This window comes from Streptomyces sp. bgisy100 (assembly GCF_057709105.1).
On the sequence record NZ_JBYITE010000015.1, the window covers coordinates 43,488 to 59,972 of the forward strand.

17 protein-coding genes are annotated in these 16,485 nt (G+C 73.0%); 6 read left to right on the plus strand and 11 right to left on the minus strand.

Annotated elements, in window-relative coordinates:
- Window positions 1–3: 3 nt before the first annotated feature.
- Window positions 4–1,257: a sensor histidine kinase gene (locus tag AC3EQ1_RS13175; protein ID WP_432094499.1), complete on the minus strand. Its 1,254-nt coding sequence runs from the start codon at window positions 1,255–1,257 to the stop codon at window positions 4–6.
- 544 nt (window positions 1,258–1,801) lie between these two features.
- Between AC3EQ1_RS13175 and AC3EQ1_RS13180 the strand changes: the two genes are divergently transcribed.
- The gene (locus AC3EQ1_RS13180; RefSeq protein ID WP_432094500.1) at window positions 1,802–2,275 is read left to right on the plus strand and encodes a hypothetical protein; all 474 of its coding nucleotides are present in this window, start codon (window positions 1,802–1,804) and stop codon (window positions 2,273–2,275) included.
- Between the two features lie 154 nt (window positions 2,276–2,429).
- On the opposite strand, the gene mug is transcribed toward AC3EQ1_RS13180, so the two are convergent.
- The 4 genes from mug to AC3EQ1_RS13200 all read right to left on the minus strand — a co-directional run bounded on the left by mug (window position 2,430) and on the right by AC3EQ1_RS13200 (window position 6,365).
- Window positions 2,430–3,029, minus strand: coding sequence for a G/U mismatch-specific DNA glycosylase (mug, locus tag AC3EQ1_RS13185; protein ID WP_432094501.1), 600 nt, complete (start codon window positions 3,027–3,029; stop codon window positions 2,430–2,432).
- A gap of 7 nt (window positions 3,030–3,036) precedes the next feature.
- On the minus strand, window positions 3,037–4,470 hold the full coding sequence (gene purB, locus AC3EQ1_RS13190; protein WP_432094502.1) for an adenylosuccinate lyase: 1,434 nt from the start codon (window positions 4,468–4,470) through the stop codon (window positions 3,037–3,039).
- 238 nt (window positions 4,471–4,708) lie between these two features.
- A complete protein-coding gene (locus tag AC3EQ1_RS13195; RefSeq protein ID WP_432094503.1) occupies window positions 4,709–5,479 on the minus strand; it encodes an SGNH/GDSL hydrolase family protein in 771 nt (256 codons plus the stop codon).
- 253 nt (window positions 5,480–5,732) lie between these two features.
- Window positions 5,733–6,365: a TetR/AcrR family transcriptional regulator gene (locus tag AC3EQ1_RS13200; RefSeq protein WP_432094504.1), complete on the minus strand. Its 633-nt coding sequence runs from the start codon at window positions 6,363–6,365 to the stop codon at window positions 5,733–5,735.
- A 159-nt stretch (window positions 6,366–6,524) separates the two neighbouring features.
- Here AC3EQ1_RS13200 and AC3EQ1_RS13205 point away from each other — a divergent pair, with 159 nt between their 5' ends.
- On the plus strand, window positions 6,525–6,983 hold the full coding sequence (locus AC3EQ1_RS13205; RefSeq protein WP_432094505.1) for an ATP-binding protein: 459 nt from the start codon (window positions 6,525–6,527) through the stop codon (window positions 6,981–6,983).
- A gap of 153 nt (window positions 6,984–7,136) precedes the next feature.
- Here the strand turns inward: AC3EQ1_RS13205 and AC3EQ1_RS13210 are convergent, their stop codons facing one another.
- The 5 genes from AC3EQ1_RS13210 to AC3EQ1_RS13230 all read right to left on the minus strand — a co-directional run bounded on the left by AC3EQ1_RS13210 (window position 7,137) and on the right by AC3EQ1_RS13230 (window position 13,637).
- Complete coding sequence (locus AC3EQ1_RS13210) at window positions 7,137–8,156, minus strand: hemolysin family protein (RefSeq protein ID WP_432094506.1); 1,020 nt, start codon at window positions 8,154–8,156, stop codon at window positions 7,137–7,139.
- Window positions 8,153–9,496 carry a hemolysin family protein gene (locus AC3EQ1_RS13215; RefSeq protein WP_432094507.1) on the minus strand — a complete coding sequence of 448 codons (1,344 nt, stop codon included), beginning with the start codon at window positions 9,494–9,496 and terminating at the stop codon, window positions 8,153–8,155. Before AC3EQ1_RS13215 ends, AC3EQ1_RS13210 begins: the two co-directional genes overlap by 4 nt.
- Before the next feature lie 202 nt (window positions 9,497–9,698).
- Window positions 9,699–10,124: a GNAT family N-acetyltransferase gene (locus tag AC3EQ1_RS13220; protein ID WP_432094508.1), complete on the minus strand. Its 426-nt coding sequence runs from the start codon at window positions 10,122–10,124 to the stop codon at window positions 9,699–9,701.
- 143 nt (window positions 10,125–10,267) lie between these two features.
- Window positions 10,268–12,838, minus strand: coding sequence for an ABC transporter permease (locus tag AC3EQ1_RS13225; protein WP_432094509.1), 2,571 nt, complete (start codon window positions 12,836–12,838; stop codon window positions 10,268–10,270).
- A gap of 7 nt (window positions 12,839–12,845) precedes the next feature.
- Window positions 12,846–13,637 (minus strand): ABC transporter ATP-binding protein, encoded by a 792-nt coding sequence (locus tag AC3EQ1_RS13230; RefSeq protein ID WP_432094510.1) that lies wholly within the window; start codon window positions 13,635–13,637, stop codon window positions 12,846–12,848.
- Window positions 13,638–13,868: 231 nt separating this feature from the next.
- Here AC3EQ1_RS13230 and AC3EQ1_RS13235 point away from each other — a divergent pair, with 231 nt between their 5' ends.
- The 3 genes from AC3EQ1_RS13235 to AC3EQ1_RS13245 all read left to right on the plus strand — a co-directional run bounded on the left by AC3EQ1_RS13235 (window position 13,869) and on the right by AC3EQ1_RS13245 (window position 15,186).
- Window positions 13,869–14,132: an antitoxin gene (locus AC3EQ1_RS13235; protein WP_432094511.1), complete on the plus strand. Its 264-nt coding sequence runs from the start codon at window positions 13,869–13,871 to the stop codon at window positions 14,130–14,132.
- Window positions 14,129–14,500, plus strand: a complete 372-nt coding sequence (locus AC3EQ1_RS13240) for a fic family toxin-antitoxin system, toxin component (RefSeq protein WP_432094512.1) — start codon at window positions 14,129–14,131, stop codon at window positions 14,498–14,500. Before AC3EQ1_RS13235 ends, AC3EQ1_RS13240 begins: the two co-directional genes overlap by 4 nt.
- A gap of 149 nt (window positions 14,501–14,649) precedes the next feature.
- On the plus strand, window positions 14,650–15,186 hold the full coding sequence (locus tag AC3EQ1_RS13245; protein WP_432094513.1) for a GNAT family N-acetyltransferase: 537 nt from the start codon (window positions 14,650–14,652) through the stop codon (window positions 15,184–15,186).
- Between the two features lie 38 nt (window positions 15,187–15,224).
- On the opposite strand, the gene AC3EQ1_RS13250 is transcribed toward AC3EQ1_RS13245, so the two are convergent.
- Entirely contained in the window at window positions 15,225–15,638 is a 414-nt protein-coding gene (locus AC3EQ1_RS13250; RefSeq protein ID WP_432094514.1) for a PaaI family thioesterase, read from the minus strand.
- A 24-nt stretch (window positions 15,639–15,662) separates the two neighbouring features.
- Between AC3EQ1_RS13250 and AC3EQ1_RS13255 the strand changes: the two genes are divergently transcribed.
- The gene (locus tag AC3EQ1_RS13255) at window positions 15,663–16,316 is read left to right on the plus strand and encodes a TetR/AcrR family transcriptional regulator (RefSeq protein WP_432094515.1); all 654 of its coding nucleotides are present in this window, start codon (window positions 15,663–15,665) and stop codon (window positions 16,314–16,316) included.
- The last annotated feature ends 169 nt before the right edge of the window (window positions 16,317–16,485 follow it).

Consider the following 16,485-nt stretch of genomic DNA (forward strand, 5'->3'; position numbering starts at 1 on the left):
GGGTCACCCTATGTGGTCAAAGGGCAGCCGGGCGCGCACCCGCCAGCCGTCCGCGCAGGGCCCGGTCCGAGCCGAACCGCCCAGCAGCGCGGCCCGTTCGCGGATTCCGCGCAGGCCCCGCCCCGCGGTACCACCCTGCCCTGTGGCCGCTTCCCGGCCGGACGCTCCCGAGTCCACCGGATTGCGCACCTCCAGTTCCACCTGCCGCTCGGACACGGCGATCCGCACCGTTATCCGCACCGTAGGACCGCCGTGCCGCAGCGCGTTGGTCAGCGCCTCCTGCACGATCCGGTAGCCCTCCCGGGAGACCGGGCCCGGAACGTCCGCCGCCGCACCCGTCACCTCGCAGGTCACCGCGGCACCCGAGGCCCGCGCCGACTCCAGGAGCCGTCCCGCGTCGCCCAGCGTGGGCCGGTCCGCCGCACGCCGCCCGGAGTCCTCCCGCAGCAGCCGCAGTACCCGCTCCAGGTCCTCCAGCGCGTGCCGCCCGGTCTCCTCGACGGCGGCCAGCGCGCGGTCGGTGAACTCCGGGGAGCCCGCGGCCCGGGCGGCACCTGCCTGCACCACGGCCACGGTCAGCGCGTGCCCGATGGAGTCGTGCAGTTCGCGGGCGAGACGGTTGTGCTCCAGCAGCCGTTCCGTGCGTTCCTCCAGCGCGGCCAGCCGTTCGGCGGGCGAGGGGCCGAGCAGCCGCCGGGCGGCAGCGGTCATCAGTCCGCCCAGCGCCACGACGCACACCGCGAGGACGGCGAGCGGCAGCGGCGCCAGCAGTGCGTACCACCAGTGGTGCCCGTCCACTGCCGGGACGGGACCACTGCCGCCCCCGTCCCCGCCTGCGGCCGAGGTGAGCAGAGCGATCGTCAGCCCCGGCAACTGCACGGAGCCGAAGGCCAGCAGAAGGCCCACTTCGAGCCGCAGCACCAGCCAGAGAGCGGTCCGCCCCCGGTCGCCCCAGGACGCGGAGGGCGCGGCGGCGACGGCCGGCCCCGCATCGGCCTCCCGGTGCCGCGCGTGCCGCCCCGGCAGCAGCATCACCTGTGCCTGCACCCCCTCGGCCAGCCGGGTCGCCGGCACCAGGGCCGCCAGGGCCAGCAGCGGCACCGGCACCAGCGGGAGCAGCAGCCACTGGTGCGGATGGGCGCCGTTCAGCCCCGGGTAGACGAAGCCGACCACCACTGCGAACAGCGCGCCCACCAGCAGGTGCAGCCAACGGGTGTAGGTGACCGTGCGGGTGAGGGGCAGCAGAAAGGCGGGCATGCGCCACATCGTGCCAAGCGCGGGCCGCCCGCACTTCCCCCGCCAGGGGGAGCCGGAACGCTCCGGCAGGGGAACCGGCGTCCGGACGGCAGCGAGCGCCCCCCGGCCCTCTCCTGCATCCCGCCGGTCGTCCGCAGCCTCTCGGCAACCCACCGGGCCACCTTGCCACTGACGCACCGGCCCACTGACCCGCCGGGCCGCAGGACCCCGCCCCCAGCGGCCGATGCCTCTGAGGATGGCCACCGGCGGGAGGGGACGGGGCCGCAGGGGTGGGGGTTCCGGGAAGCTGCCGTGTATTTGTGGGCCCCCAGGGCCCGTAAATATACGTTCCCGGAACCCCCACCCCGGAGGCCCCGGCCCCGGACGTACCGGTCCCCGCACCCAGTGACCCGACCCAGGACGCCCACTCGCACCCGCCCCCGGTCGCGCACCCGCCCCCGGTCGCGCACCCGCCCCCGGTCGCGGCCCGGGCGGGACAGCGGATGCCGGCCCCGCGGCGCCCGACGCCGCCCCAATTGTCAGACCCCCGGGGTTCACTGACGGTATGACCACCGCGGAGCAGCTCGCCACGATCGACCGCCTGCGACGAGAGCCCTTCCCCGGGCATCGGACGCCCGGCCGGCACGGTGGAACCGTCGGCGGCCCCGGCTTCCACCTGGCCGAACTCCGCCGCAGTCACGACTTCTGGGAGGACGACGGCACGGGGTGGATCGAGACGCGGGAGCAATTCGCGGCGGAGCGCGAGGCCCTGGTCCTGCTGCTCTCGCGGCGCTGGGGGAGCCCCGAGTATGTCGACCTCGGCGTGTACCTGGAGCGTTCCGTGGCGGGCGAGCCGGTGACGGAGCCGCTGCTGACGCTCTGCGGGTGCGTCACGTCGGTGCACGCCTGGCGGACCGGGGGCCGGTGGATCGGCATCGGGGTGGGACAGCAGTCCCGTGAGCTGCCGTTCCAACTGGTCGTCGCCATAGGGGAGGGGAACATCGGGGTCGTGCCCCCGAGTGGTGAGCCGGGCGGCTGAGACGCCCGACCGGTTCCGAGGCCGACCTCAGAGGCACTACCGAGTTCGGCCTCGGAGGTCCATGCCGAGGCCGAACTCGGGCGTCCATACCTGCCGGGCCGGCGGAGCGCTTCGTCCGGATCCGACCCGCCGTCAGGGCGGCTGTACCGGCCTGTCAGCTGCTGCCGGTGCCGGTGCCGGTGCCGGTGCCGGTGCCGGGATCCGGGGTGACGTCATCGTCCCGGGAGGCGGCGGCCCGCAGCCTGCCGAACTCCTCGGCCATCGCCGCCGCCGACCAATGGGCGTTCAGGCCACTGGGGTTGGGCAGCACCCAGATCCGGGTGGCGCCGATCGTCCGCTCCTGCGGGCCGACCTTCGCCGTGCGGTCGTCGAAGGCGACCCGGTAGGCGGTCACGCCGACCACGGCGAGCCAGCGCGGCGCGTGGTGCCGGACCTTCTCCCGAAGGATCCGGCCGCCCTCGCGCAGCTCCTCCTGCGACAACTCGTCGGCCCGGGCCGTGGTCCGCGCCGCGACATTGGTGATCCCCAGCCCGTAGGTGAGGAGTTCCCGCTGCTCGGAGGGCTTCAGCTGCCGCGGCGTGAACCCGGAGGCGTGCAGCACCGGCCAGAAGCGGTTGCCCGGGCGGGCGAAGTGGTGACCGGTCGCCCCCGACATCAGCCCCGGATTGATCCCGCAGAACAGCACCCGCAGACCGCCCGCGACCACATCCTCGATGGTGCGGTCCCGGGCGGCCTCCAGCTCTTCGGGTGTCATCGACGGGTCAGAGGATCGCCCCGGGCGCGTACGCCGCGGCCTCCGGGTGCGTGCTCACGATCTCCTCGATCCGCCGGACCACCGCAGCGACCTGCGCCGAAGCGGCACCGGTGAACGACAGCCGGTCGGCCATCAGCGCGTCCAGCTGTGCCCGGTCGAGCGGCATCCGCTCGTCCTCGGCGAGCCGGTCCAGCAGCTCGTTGCGCTCCGCGCCCTTCTCCCGCATGGCGAGCGCGGAGGCGACCGCGTGCTCCTTGATGACCTCGTGCGCGGCCTCCCGGCCGACGCCCGCCCGCACGGCCCCCATCAGCACCTTGGTGGTCGCCAGGAACGGCAGGTACCGGTCCAGCTCCCGGGCGACGACGGCGGGGAAGGCGCCGAACTCGTCGAGCACCGTCAGGAAGGTCTCCAGCAGCCCGTCGAGGGCGAAGAAGGCGTCCGGCAGGGCGACGCGGCGGACCACGGAGCAGGACACGTCGCCCTCGTTCCACTGGTCACCGGCCAGCTCACCGGTCATCGAGGCGTAGCCGCGCAGGATCACCGCGAGGCCGTTGACGCGCTCGCAGGACCGGGTGTTCATCTTGTGCGGCATCGCGGACGAGCCGACCTGGCCCGGCTTGAAGCCCTCGGTCACCAGCTCGTGCCCGGCCATCAGCCGCACCGTCTTCGCCAGCGAGGAGGGCGCGGCGGCGAGCTGCACCAGCGCGCTCACCACGTCGTAGTCCAGGGACCGCGGGTAGACCTGGCCGACCGAGGTGAAGGCCTGCGCGAAGCCCAGGTGGGAGGCGACCCGCTGCTCCAGCTCCGCCAGCTTCGCCTCGTCGCCGCCGAGCAGGTCCAGCATGTCCTGCGCCGTGCCGACCGGGCCCTTGACGCCCCGCAGCGGGTACCGGCCGAGCAGGTCCTCCAGCCGGCTGTACGCCACCAGCAGCTCGTCCGCGGCGGTCGCGAAGCGCTTGCCCAGCGTGGTGGCCTGGGCGGCGACGTTGTGCGAACGGCCCGCCATCACCAGCTCGGCGTGGTCCGCGGCCAGCTTCCCCAGCCGGGCCAGCGTCGCCACCGTACGGTCCCGCACCAGCTCCAGGGAGAGCCGGATCTGCAGCTGCTCCACGTTCTCGGTGAGGTCGCGGGAGGTCATGCCCTTGTGGACGTGCTCATGTCCGGCGAGCGCGTTGAACTCCTCGATGCGCGCCTTCACATCGTGCCGGGTGACCTTCTCGCGCTCGGCGATCGAGGCCAGGTCCACCTGGTCGAGCACCCGCTCGTAGTCGGCGAGGGCCTGCTCCGGCACCTCGATGCCGAGGTCCCGCTGCGCGCGGAGGACGGCGAGCCAGAGCCGCCGCTCCAGCGTCACCTTGTACTCGGGGGACCACAGGAGGGCCAGCTCCGCCGAGGCGTAGCGGCCGGCCAGGACGTTCGGAATGCGGGGCTTGGAGGTCACGTGGCCTGAGTCTACTGGGCGTCGGCCCAGGCCAGAGCCCCGGCCTGGGCGACAGCTCCGACCCGTCGCCGTCCCGGGTCTTGTGCGTACCTACGAAGCTGACCGGGTTCCCCCAGGTCACGCCGGGTGACACGGTCCCGCCGTCCGCCGTCCGCCGTCCGCCGTCCGCCGTCCGCCGTCCGCCGTCCGCCGTCCGCCGCTCCTCTTCGGCGTCCGGCCCGCGGGCTGCCGTCCCGGGTCATGCCTCGTAGGGCAGCAGCTCCGCGCGCTTGGGCGGCAGCCCGTCCCCGGACGACCGGCCGGTCAGGCGCCGTCCGATCCAGGGCACGAGGTGCTCGCGGGCGAACCGGGCGTCGCCCGCCCGCCGGACGAACCAGCCGGCCGGGGGAGCGGCCGGCGGCGGCACCGTCCAGTCCTCCTCCGCCGGGTGCCCCAGGGTCTGCCAGACGGCCTCGGCCACCCGCCGGTGTCCCTCGGCGTTCAGATGCAGCCGGTCGTCGGCCCACAGCCGTGGGTCGCCCAGTGCGGCCGAGCCGTACAGGTCCACCACCCGTGCGCCGTGGCGCGTCGCCACGTCGTCGATGAACGCGAACAGCTGCTCCATCCGCGGCCGGAACCGGGTGGCCACCGGGCCGCGCCGGGCGGGGCTGCGCATCAGGACGAGCTGACGGCAGCTCGGCGCGAGCCGGGTCACGGCCTCCTCCAGCCGGGCGCAGACCAGGCCGATGTCGCACTTCGGGCGCAGCGTGTCGTTGAGTCCGCCCACGAGGGTGATCACGTCGGCTCCCATCAGTGCCGCCGGCTCCACCTGCTCGTCGGCGATCTGCCCGATGAGCTTGCCGCGGACCGCGAGGTTGGCGTACCGGAAGCCGGGCGTACGCGCGGCCAGCCGCGCGGCGAGGAGGTCGGCCCAGCCGCGGTACGTGCCGTCCGGCAGCGCGTCCGACATGCCTTCGGTGAAGGAGTCGCCCAGGGCGACAAGACTGGTGTATGGGGCATTGATCTGCATGGCGGAAGGATCCTACTCCCGTCATGTACGCCGTATGGCACCGGGACCGGCTCCCGGCCGGAGGCCGCGGGCCCTGCGTGAGACCGAGGGGCCCTGCGCGGGGTCGGCGGGTCCTGTGCAGGGCCGAGGACGCGCCGCGCAGGGCAACACCCGGCGAGGGAGGACCCCAACCCGCGCGGGGCGCAATCGTGTCAACTCGCGGAAACGCGCCGGAGAATGACGCGGCCGACGGCCCGTGTCCGGCGGCGCGGCCTCATGAGGATTCCGGTCCCGGCTGCTGATCGTCGATTTTCTCGGCCGGGCCGGAATCGATGTTCCGGAGGGCTGCCACGGTGAAAGCGCTCGCGAATTCCGCGCCGGACGCCACATCCAGGGAATCGGTCAGCAATGCGTACCGGGCGCCCTCGACCGTCAGACCGACGATCAGAGTCGCGCACAATTCCGCGCTTGGTCCCCATCTCCGGCTGCCGTGACGGTCGGTGAAATCCCGGATGCGCCCGGCGATCTCCTGTGCGGCCGTGTCCATCAGGCGCTTCCGGGACACCGTGATCGTCCCCACCGGGTCGGCGCCGAAGAGCAGCCGGAAGTCGGCCGCGTGCTCGGTGGCGTACCCGAAGAGGGTCAGGGTGCCCGCGCGGACCTGCTGCTCCAGCGTCGGCTCGGCCGACGCATAGGCCTGGGAGAGCCGCCGGCCGAGTGTTTCGGCGGCGCGCTCGCCGCAGTGCCGGTAGAGATCGTCCTTGCTGCCGAAATGGGAATACAGGGTGGGCTTGGTCGTCCCCGCGCGGGTGGCGATGTCCTCCATCGTGGCCGTGTGGAAACCGATGTCGGCGAATACCGCGGAGGCCGCGGCGAGCATGCTCTCGTCGGTCGGGCGAACGATCATGAATGCCACTTTACTTCGCGGTAAAGCCGAATTAGGGTTTTGCGCGGCAGTCGAGCGCCAAATGATCGTTTTCCCCGGAGACGGAGGATTGCCCAGGCGGTCACCGCCGGGCCGGCCCCTCAGGGAGCCGGCCGCCCCTTGCCGTAGTGGAGAGAGCTCATGCACCACGCGCAACACCCCGGGCACCCGGAGGATGCCCTCCCGCACATACCCGAGGGTCCGCCCTGGCTGGTCGGCAATCCGAGCCCGGACAGCCGCACCGCGGGCCCCTGGCAGCTTCCCTCCAGCCCGGCCGCCTGCCGCCGGGCCCGCGTCGCGGTCCGCGAGATCCTCGCCGACTGGGACCTCGAACACCACACCCACACCGCGGAGCTCCTGGTCAGCGAATTGGTGGGCAACGCACTGCTGCACGCCGGCGGGCCGCTGCACCTCCGCGTCGAACACCGGAACATCCTGCGCTGCCATGTGACGGACGGCAGCACCCGTCCGCCGCTGCTGCGCTCCGCCGCACCGGAGGACGAGAACGGCCGCGGGCTGGAGCTCGTCCATCTGCTCTCCCACAACTGGGGCGTGGAGCAGACCGCGCGCGGCAAGTCCGTCTGGTTCGAGCTGGGCTGACCCCGCCCGCTCCCGGACGGCCACCCCCGTCCCCACCGGCCAGGCCGCAGGGCTCGCCCCACCCCGGCAACAGCCCCGCCGGCCCACCTCGATGCAGCGTCGGTGTTCCGCCGGTCCAGGCCGTCGCTCCACGCTCCCGATGACGCCCGCCGCTCAGGCGGACGGCGCCCGGCCCACCAGTTCCCGCAGCACGTCCTCCATGGTGACCAGGCCGACGGGGCGCCCGTGCTCACCGATCACCGCCGCCAGATGGGTCCCGCTGCCCCGCATCGCGGCCAGCACGTCGTCCAGCGGGGTCGACGCCTTCACCCGGGCGATCGGGCGCATGGCCGGCGGTGCGAACGGCACATCCCGCTGCCGCGCGTCCAGCGCGTCCTTGACGTGCAGGTAGCCGAGAATCCGGCCGTCCTCGTCGGTGACGGGGAAGCGGGAGAAGCCGGACTCGGAGCAGAGCCGCTCCAGCTCCTCGGGCGTGACACCCAGTGACGCCGAGACCACCCGCTCCACCGGCAGCACGACCTCGCCCACCGGGCGGCGCCCCAGTTCCAGAACGTCCCGGAGGCGCTCGGTGGAGCGGTCGTCCAGCAGGCCCGCCGCGCTGGAGTCGGCCACCATCCGCGCCAGCTCGTCGTCCGAGAACGAGGCGGGCACCTCGTCCTTCGGCTGCACCCGCAGCAGCTTCAGCAAGGTGTTGGCGAAGCTGTTGATCGTGAAGATCACCGGCCGCAGGGCCCGGGCCAGCGCCACCATGGGCGGGCCGAGCAGCAGCGCCGAGCGGACCGGCTCGGCCAGCGCCACGTTCTTCGGGACCATCTCGCCGAAGAGCATGTGCAGATACGTCGCGGCGGTGAGCGCGATGACGAACGAGACGGGGTGGACCAGCCCGTGCGCCACGCCGACGGCGTCGAACAGCGGGGCCAGCAGATGGGCGATCGCGGGCTCGGCGACCACACCCAGCACCAGGGTGCACAGCGTGATGCCGAGCTGGGCCGCCGCCAGCAGCGCCGAGACGTGCTGCAGGCCCCACAGCACACTGCGCGCCCGCCGGTCGCCCTCGTCGGCGAGCGGCTCCACCTGGCTGCGCCGGACCGAGATCATCGCGAACTCGGCCCCCACGAAGAAGGCGTTGGCGACCAGCGTCAGCAGGCCGATGAAGATCTGGAGCGCGGTCATCGGCCGGCCTCCTCGGGGCTGTCGCCGTCGCTGTCGGGGAGGGGGGCGTGCAGCCGGACCCGGGCCGCCCGGCGGCCGGTGGCGTCCACCACGCCGATCCGCCACCCGACGACCTCCACGGCGTCACCGGCCACCGGGATCCGGCCCAGCTCGGTCGCCACCAGCCCGGCCAGCGTCTCGTACGGCCCCTCCGGGGCGCGCAGTCCGATGGCCCGCACCTGGTCGACGCGGGCCGCGCCGTCGGCGTCGTACACCGCGCGGCCCTCCTCGTCGGTGCCGGCCGGCGCCAGATCCGGGGTCTCCAGCGGGTCGTGCTCGTCGCGGACCTCGCCGACGACCTCCTCGACGATGTCCTCCAGGGTGACCACGCCGGCCGTGCCGCCGTACTCGTCGATGACGACGGCCATGCCCTGCTTGCCGGAGAGCTGGTCCAGCAGCCGGTCCACCGGCAGCGACTCCGGTACGAGCAGGGGCTCGCGCAGGACCTCGGAGACCGGGTGCCGCGGGCGCCGGCCGGCGGGAACGGCCAGCACGTCCTTGAGGTGCGCGATGCCGACGACCGTGTCCAGGCTGCCCCGGTAGACCGGGAAGCGGGACAGGCCGGTCGCCCGGGTGGCGTTCGCGACGTCCTCCGCCGTCGCCTGCACCTCCAGGGCGACGACCTGGACTCGCGGGGTCATGACGTTCTCCGCCGTCAGATCGGCGAGCGTGAGCGTCCGGACGAAGAGTTCCGCGGTGTCCGCCTCCAGCGCCCCCTCCTCCGCGGAGTGCCGGGCGAGGGCGACGAGCTCCTGGGGGCCGCGGGCGGAGACCAGTTCCTCGGTGGGCTCCAGCCCCATCCGGTGCACCAGGCGGTTCGCACTGTTGTTGAGATGGCCGATCAGCGGGCGGAAGAGTGTGCTGAAGGCGCGCTGCGGGCCGGCGACCCGCTTGGCGACGGGCAGCGGGCGGGAGATGGCCCAGTTCTTGGGAACCAGCTCACCGACGACCATCAGCAGCACGGTGGAGATCGCGGTGCCCAGGACCAGCGCGGTCGAGGCGGAGGCGGAGGCGGGCAGCCCCATGGCCTCCAGCGGGCCGGTGAGCAGCCGGCCGAGGGACGGTTCGGCGAGCATGCCGATGACCAGACCGGTGACCGTGATCCCGAGCTGGGCGCCGGAGAGCTGGAACGTCAGCGTCCGCACCGCCTGCAGCGCGCTGTCCGCCCCGCGTTCCCCGTCGGCGACGGCCCGCTCCAGCACACTGCGCTCGATGGTGGTCAGGGAGAACTCGGCCGCGACGAAGACGCCGCAGGCGAGCGTCAGGAGCAGAGCCAGTGCGAGCAGCAGCACTTCGGTCATCGGGTCACCTCCGTCCCATGATCCGGCAGGGAGGTGCGGACGGCGCGATGTACGCGACGGTGATGACGGTATGCGCGACGGTGATGACAGGGAGGCTCGCCCATGGGCGGACGCTCACGACCTTTCCGGAAGCTGCGGCGGAACACCCATGGTAAAGGATCGGCAAAGTCCGTGGGGGCGTTCACCGGGCACCGGCCTGCGGTCACTTCTCCAGGTGTTTGACCCAGCGGCTCCACTGCGGCTCCGGCCCGTAGCCGGCCGCCCGCCACGCAGGGTGGGCGGCCGCATTGTCGTCGAGCACCATCGCGTCCCCCCGTCGGCCGCCCAGGGAGACGAAGCGCTCCTCGGCCGCCCGGAGCAGCGCCGTCGCCACGCCTCGCCGCCGGTGGTCCGGGTGCACGGCGAGCCGGTAGAGGTGGCAGCGCCATCCGTCGAAGCCCGCGATCACCGTTCCGACGAGTTCCCCCGCACGCTCGGCGAGCAGCAGGGACGCGGGGTCGCGGTCGATGAGCCGGGCGAGGCCGCCGGGGTCGTCGCTGATGCTGGTGCCCTCCGCGGCCTCCTTCCAGAAGGCCAGGACGGGGCCGAGGTCGGGGAGGGCCGCGGGCCGGATGCGAAGATCACTCACCGCTTCATCCCAACAGCCCGCGGACCGGGGCGGCAAGCGGATTCCGGTGATCCGCCGGGGCTTCCGGCAACCGTCGGCAACCGCCGGGAGCCACCGTCGGCACCGCGGGCGCAGAACCCGGCCCGGATCACTCGTGGGCACGATCACTCGTGGGCAATGGCCGCCAGGACGTTCATCCTCGACGCCCGCAGCGCGGGCAGCAGTGCCGCGGCGAGCCCGACCACCACGGAACCGACCACCACCGCCACGACCGTCGTCCAGGGAATGGCGAGCGCCTTCATTCCCTGGAGCGCCAGCACCTGCTGGATCGCCAGCCCCCACACCAGCCCCAGCCCCAGGCCCAGCACCGCACCGAACACCGCGATCACCACCGACTCCAGGCGGATCATCCGGCGCAGCTGCCGCCGGGACAGTCCGATGGCCCGCAGCAGACCGATCTCCCGGGTGCGTTCGACGACCGACAGCGCCAGCGTGTTCACCACCCCGAGCACCGCGATCACGATGGCCAGCCCCAGCAGCGCGTACACCAGGTACAGCAGGACGGCGATCTGGTCGCGGACCAGGTCCTTGTAGTCGGCCCGGTCCCGCGCCTGCACCTGAGGGAACGGCTCCAGCGCCCGCGCCAGCCGCTCCCGCAGGACGGGCGGATCGGTGCCCGGCGCGGCATTGACGTACAGCGCGGAGTCCTGGCCGCCGGGCAGGTACTTCTCCAGGGTGCCCATGCCCAGGAAGAAGCCGCCCCGGGTGCCCAGCCCTTCGGCCGTCTCCTGCTCGGTGAGCGCGGCCACCGTCAGCCGGGCGGTGCGGTGCGTCCGGAAGGAGACGTCCAGCACGTCGCCCCGGTGGATGCCGTGCCGCTCGGCGAACCGGCGCTCGACCGCGATCCGGTCCGGCGCCAGCGCGGCGGCGGTGTTCCCGCTCGCGTACTCCACGTTCGCGACCCGGTCGAGCCCGGGATCGAACGCTCCCGCCGAGGTCCGGATCCGGCCGCCGCCGGGCAGCTCGACCCGCATCGGCGCGAACCGCTGGCGCACCACGAGCCCCACGCCCCGCACGGCCCGCGTCCGTTCGGCGATCTCCTCCGGGAACGGCTGGAAGGTGCGGTTCTGCACCACGAAGTCGGAGCCGAGGGTCTTGTCGATCTGCTGGTCGAAGGACCGGGTCATCGACGCACCGGCCACCGACAGCCCGGTGACCAGGGCGAGCCCCACCATCAGTGCCGCCGCGGTCGCCCCGGTGCGGCGCGGATTGCGCAGCGCGTTGCGCCGGCTCAGCAGCCCCACCGGCCCGAAGAACCGGGGGAACGCCGCCCCCAGCACCCGGATGACCGGACGGACCAGCAGCGGGCCCGCCACGACCATCGCCACCAGCGTCAGCCCGACCCCGAGCAGCAGCAGGAACGCCGCCCCCGACGTCTCCGTCACCGTCGCGCAGCCCGCCAGTGCCGCCGCGCCGGCCGCGCCGAGCAGCGCCCCCGCGACCGCCCGGATCCGCAACGGCCGCCCCACGCCCGCCACTTCGGCATCGGCGAGCGCCGCCATGGGGGAGACCCGGGCCGCCCGGCGGGCGGGCAGATAGGCGGCGACGAACGTGACCCCCACGCCCACCGCGTACGCCGAGACCGGCGCCGTCCACCGGATCACCATGTCCGCCGCGTCCAGCCGCATGCCCAGCAGGCTCATCAGCGCGATCAGCCCGGCCGCCAGACCGATGCCCCCGACCAGCCCGAACGTGGAGCCCGTCAGGCCGAGCAGAACGGCCTCCGCGAGCACCGAACGGCGCACCTGCCGGCGGTCCGCGCCCAGCGCCCGCAACAGCCCCAGCTCCCGGGTGCGCTGGGCGATCAGCATGGAGAAGGTGTTGACGATCAGGAAGATCCCGACCAGCACCGCGACCCCGGCGAAGCCCAGCATCACGTACTTGATCACATCCAGGAAGCCGCCCAGCTGGGCGGTGGCGGACCGGGCCTGCTCGCCGCGCGTCCGGATGTCGTAGCGCGGACCGAGCTCCGCCGCGATGCGCTGCTTCAGCGCCCGGTCACCGGTCCCCGCCTTTGCCGTGACCTTGATGGAGGTGGCCGCCCCCGCCTTCCCCAGGAGCCGGCTCTGCGCCGTCGGCGTGTCGAGGGCGATCAGCGCCGCGCCCGGGTTGGTCGTCGTGAACGTCATGATTCCCACGACCCGCACCCGGAAGGAGCCGGGGGCGGCGACCAGCCGCAGGGTGTCGCCGACGGACACGTCCTTGCGCCGCGCGGTGTCCGCGTCGATCAGCGCCTCGCGCGGGCCGTGCGGGGCGTGGCCGCCGGTCAGCTCGACGGGGCGCTGTTCGCCGGGGCTCCAGTCGGTGGCCACGGTGGGGGCGCCGGTGGTCGGTCCGACCGGCTCGTTCCGGGCGTTCACCGCGGTGATGTTCTGCACCCGTACGTCGGCCCGGGCGTCGGCCACGCCGGGCACCGCCGCGACCCGGTCCCGCAGCCGCGCGGGCAGCGTCGGGATCTGCCCGGACATCGGCCCGCCCGACTCCTCGAACGCCGACTTCGGCACCACCGTGACATCCGCCGCCGTGGAGGCGAACAGCCGGTCGAACGTGCGGTTGACGGTGCCCGAGAAGATCAGGCTGCCGGCGACGAAGGCCACCGACAGGGTGACCGCGAGCGCCGACAGCAGCAGCCGCCCCTTGTGCGCGAGGAAGCTGCGCAGCGTGGTCCGCAGCACCGGGCGCTCAGCCCTTCCCGCTCGTGGCCACGGAATCGAACCGCTTCATCCGCTCCAGCACGGCCTCCGCCGTCGGGCGCGCCAGCTCGTCGACGATCCGCCCGTCCGCCAGGAACAGCACCCGGTCGGCGTGGGCCGCCGCCCCGGGGTCGTGGGTCACCATCACCACCGTCTGATCCAGCGCGTCCACCGCCTCCCGCAGGAAGCGCAGCACTTCCAGCCCGGACCGCGAGTCGAGATTGCCGGTCGGCTCGTCCGCGAAGATCAGCTCCGGACGGGACGCCAGCGCCCGGGCGCAGGCGACCCGCTGCTGCTGCCCGCCGGAGAGCTGGGCCGGCCGGTGTTCCAGCCGGTCCCGGAGCCCCAGGGTGTCGATCACCCGGTCCACCCACCCCCGGTCCGGCGTGCGACCCGCGATGTCCATCGGCAGGGTGATGTTCTCCGCCGCGTTCAGGGTGGGCAGCAGGTTGAAGGACTGGAACATGAAGCCGACCCGGTCCCGCCGCAGCCGGGTCAGCTCCCGGTCGTTGAGCCCGGTGATCTCGGTACGGCCGAGCCACACCTGGCCCGCCGACACGGTGTCCAGCCCGGCCAGGCAGTGCATCAGCGTGGACTTGCCGGACCCCGACGGGCCCATGACCGCGGTGAAGCGGCCGCGGTCGATGGTCACGTCCACCGCGTCCAGCGCGAGGACGGCCGTCTCGCCCGAGCCGTACGCCTTGGTGAGTGCCGCGGCCCGCGCGGCGATGCCGGGTGCCGCCGCCGCGCCCGACGCCGGGTCTGCCGCAGATGTGGACAAGGCCGCCTCCCCGAACCGGGATGTACCGTCCGTACGCGCCTGAGCGTAGGCCCGTACCGGCCGGAGCGGCATCCCCTCGGCGGGCGGATTCGGCGCGTCGCCCGCACCGCCCGCCCCCGGGGCCCCGGAGCACCTCCTCGTCCCCCGCCGCCCCGCGCCGACGGGGCGGCGACCGGGTGGCGGCACGGCCCGCGCTTGCCGGAGCTAGCAGGGGAGCGCTAGCTTTGAGGGGTGGCGAAGACACAGCTCAACGTGCGGGTGGACGAGAGCACCGCGGAGACGGCCCGGCAGCGTGCTCTCCAGAGGGGGCTCAGCATGAACCGTTACATCGAGGAACTCGTCCGGCAGGACGCCGGTGAGGTCGGCCATACCTTCGTCGAAGCCGCCGCCGACTTCATGAAGCAGTACGAGAACGTGTTCGCCGAGGAGTTCGGCGAGGAGCGCGGCACCCGGCAGAGCTCGCTTCCCGGAGACGACCCCCGCACCACCACGTGACGCTCCGCATCGACCTCGCCTGGCTCCTCATGATCGCTGAGCGCAACACCCCCGGAGACCCCCAGGTCACCGACTGGGGTGCCCTGGTGGCCGCGGTCAGCCGGCACGACGCCGAGATATTCGGCGTACCGGTCTACGCCGATCCCCAGGACCGCGCCGCCGCCCTGCTGCAACTGCTGCTGCATGTACCGGCTTTGGAGCGGTCGAACGCCATGTTCGCCTCCGCCGTCGCCTACGCGTATCTCGTCGCCAGTGGACTCAAGGTCACCACCTCGCCCGAGCAGGTCCGTGACCTGGCCCGGCTGGTGAAGGACGGCACGGCCGACGTCCGGGCCATCGCCGACGAACTGCGTACCTGGAGTCTCTAGTGCTCTGAGGGCGGAGACACCTCGGGCGGTCGGCGCCGCAAGCCGACACCCCCGCGGACTCACGCAGTTGAAGCACTGGGACGTGTATCGAGAGTGCCTGGTGAGGATGGCGGAGAGCCTTATTCGGGATCCGGAATGATGGGATGGTCATGCTTGAGACTCCCCGTTTGATCCTGCGCCGCTGGCGCGAGGAAGACGTTGCGCCCATGGCTGCCGTCAATGCCGACCCCGAGGTCATGCGGTGGATCCGGGACGGCAGCGTCCGTGACGAACAGCAGACTCGCGGCGGGGTCCGGGCATGGGAGAGCGAGTGGGAGTCACAGGGCTTCGGCCTGTTCGCCGTGGAGATCCGGTCCACCGGCGAGCTGGCCGGGTTCACCGGCCTTTCGGTGCCGCGATTCCTGCCGGAGGTGCTGCCGGCGGTCGAGGTCGGCTGGCGGCTGGGGCGGTCCCACTGGGGGCGGGGCTTGGCCACCGAGGCCGCCGCGGCCGCCGTACGGTTCGGGTTCGAAGAGCGGGGGCTGGAGCGGATCGTCAGCATCGCTCAAGTGGGCAACCACGCTTCCGAGCGGATCATGACCAAACTGGGGATGCGTCCGGTCCGTGAGACCGTCAATCCCACCGGCGGTCGGCGCGTGCGCGTGTTCGAGTTGTCGTCGCACCAGTACGCCGCGACCACTCGTTGACAGGGACGCCCTCCCGGGGCGGCGGCCGGCCGGACGCGTCAGGTTCCGTTCCGCTCCGGTGGCCGGACATAGGTCAGGGTGTGGTGGGAGACGAGCTTGCCGTCGGTGCCGGTCGTGGCGGCGGTGCCGTAGACGATCAGGCGACCGGGCCGGACGATCGTCGACTCGCAGACCAGGTCGGTGCGCGCCGGGCCGAGGAAGGTCGTCGTCATCTGCTGGGTGACGGACGGATCGTCCTCGCCGAACAGCGACATGATCGCGATCCAGCAGGTCACATCGGCGAGCGTCATCGCGCACCCGCCCTGGAGGACGCCGCCGGGGCGGAAGAGTTCCGGGCGCCGGGGTAACGAGACCCTGGCCTCGCCCTTTCCGACGGATTCCACGGTGAATCCCCACCAGGGTCCGAACGGGCTGTTGTCGAGGACGGCTTGGGCTGCGTCGACATCCATCATCGAAATAACATAGCGTCATTCGGTATGTCGACGCGCCGGTCCAACGCAGAACGAACCGCGGGCACCCGTGCCCAAGTGATCGCGGCCGCACGGCAGTTGTTCGGCGAGCGCGGGTATTCCGCGACGACCGTCGCGGAGATCGTGAAGGCTTCCGGGCTCACGGCCGGTGCGCTGTACCACCACTGGGCGGGCAAGGAAGCGCTGCTGGTGGATGTCGTGCACGACATCCACCGGGAACTCGCCGTACGGATCCGGTCCCTCGACGCCGAGGACGAGCCCGTCGCGCGGCTCCTGCGCTCCGGGCAGGCGTTCCTCGGCCTGTGCGCCGACCCTGCCGTGGCCCGGCTGCTCCTGCTCGACGCGCCCGCCGTGCTCGGCTACGAACGGTGGCGGCAGATCGACGAGCGGTGGTGGCTGTCGACGACGGTCCGGCTCGTGGAGCGGGCTCGTCCCACCGGCGGAAACGGTCCCGGTCCCGGTACCGGCACTGACACCGGCACCGACACCGACACCGACACCGACGCTGACGACACCGACACCGAGGCGTCCCGTCGGCTCGCGCTCGCGCTGCTCGGCGCGCTCACCTACCTCGGGCACGAGGTGGCGATGAAGGGTGCCTCGACGGTCGTCGGTGCGGGACGTACCTATGAGGCGCTGCTCACGTCCCTCCTCCGGTGAACAGGCCCACCGGCGAACAGGCCCACCGCCCGCTCACCGCTCGGGACCGAGCCGGGAGAGGAGCAGCGCCCGCCCTGTGGGAAGGCCGACGTCGCCAAGGACACACCCGGCAGCCCGTCGCTCCACCCGACGACCCGCGCGCCGCCGGCCGGCGACGCTCAGGTCCGGG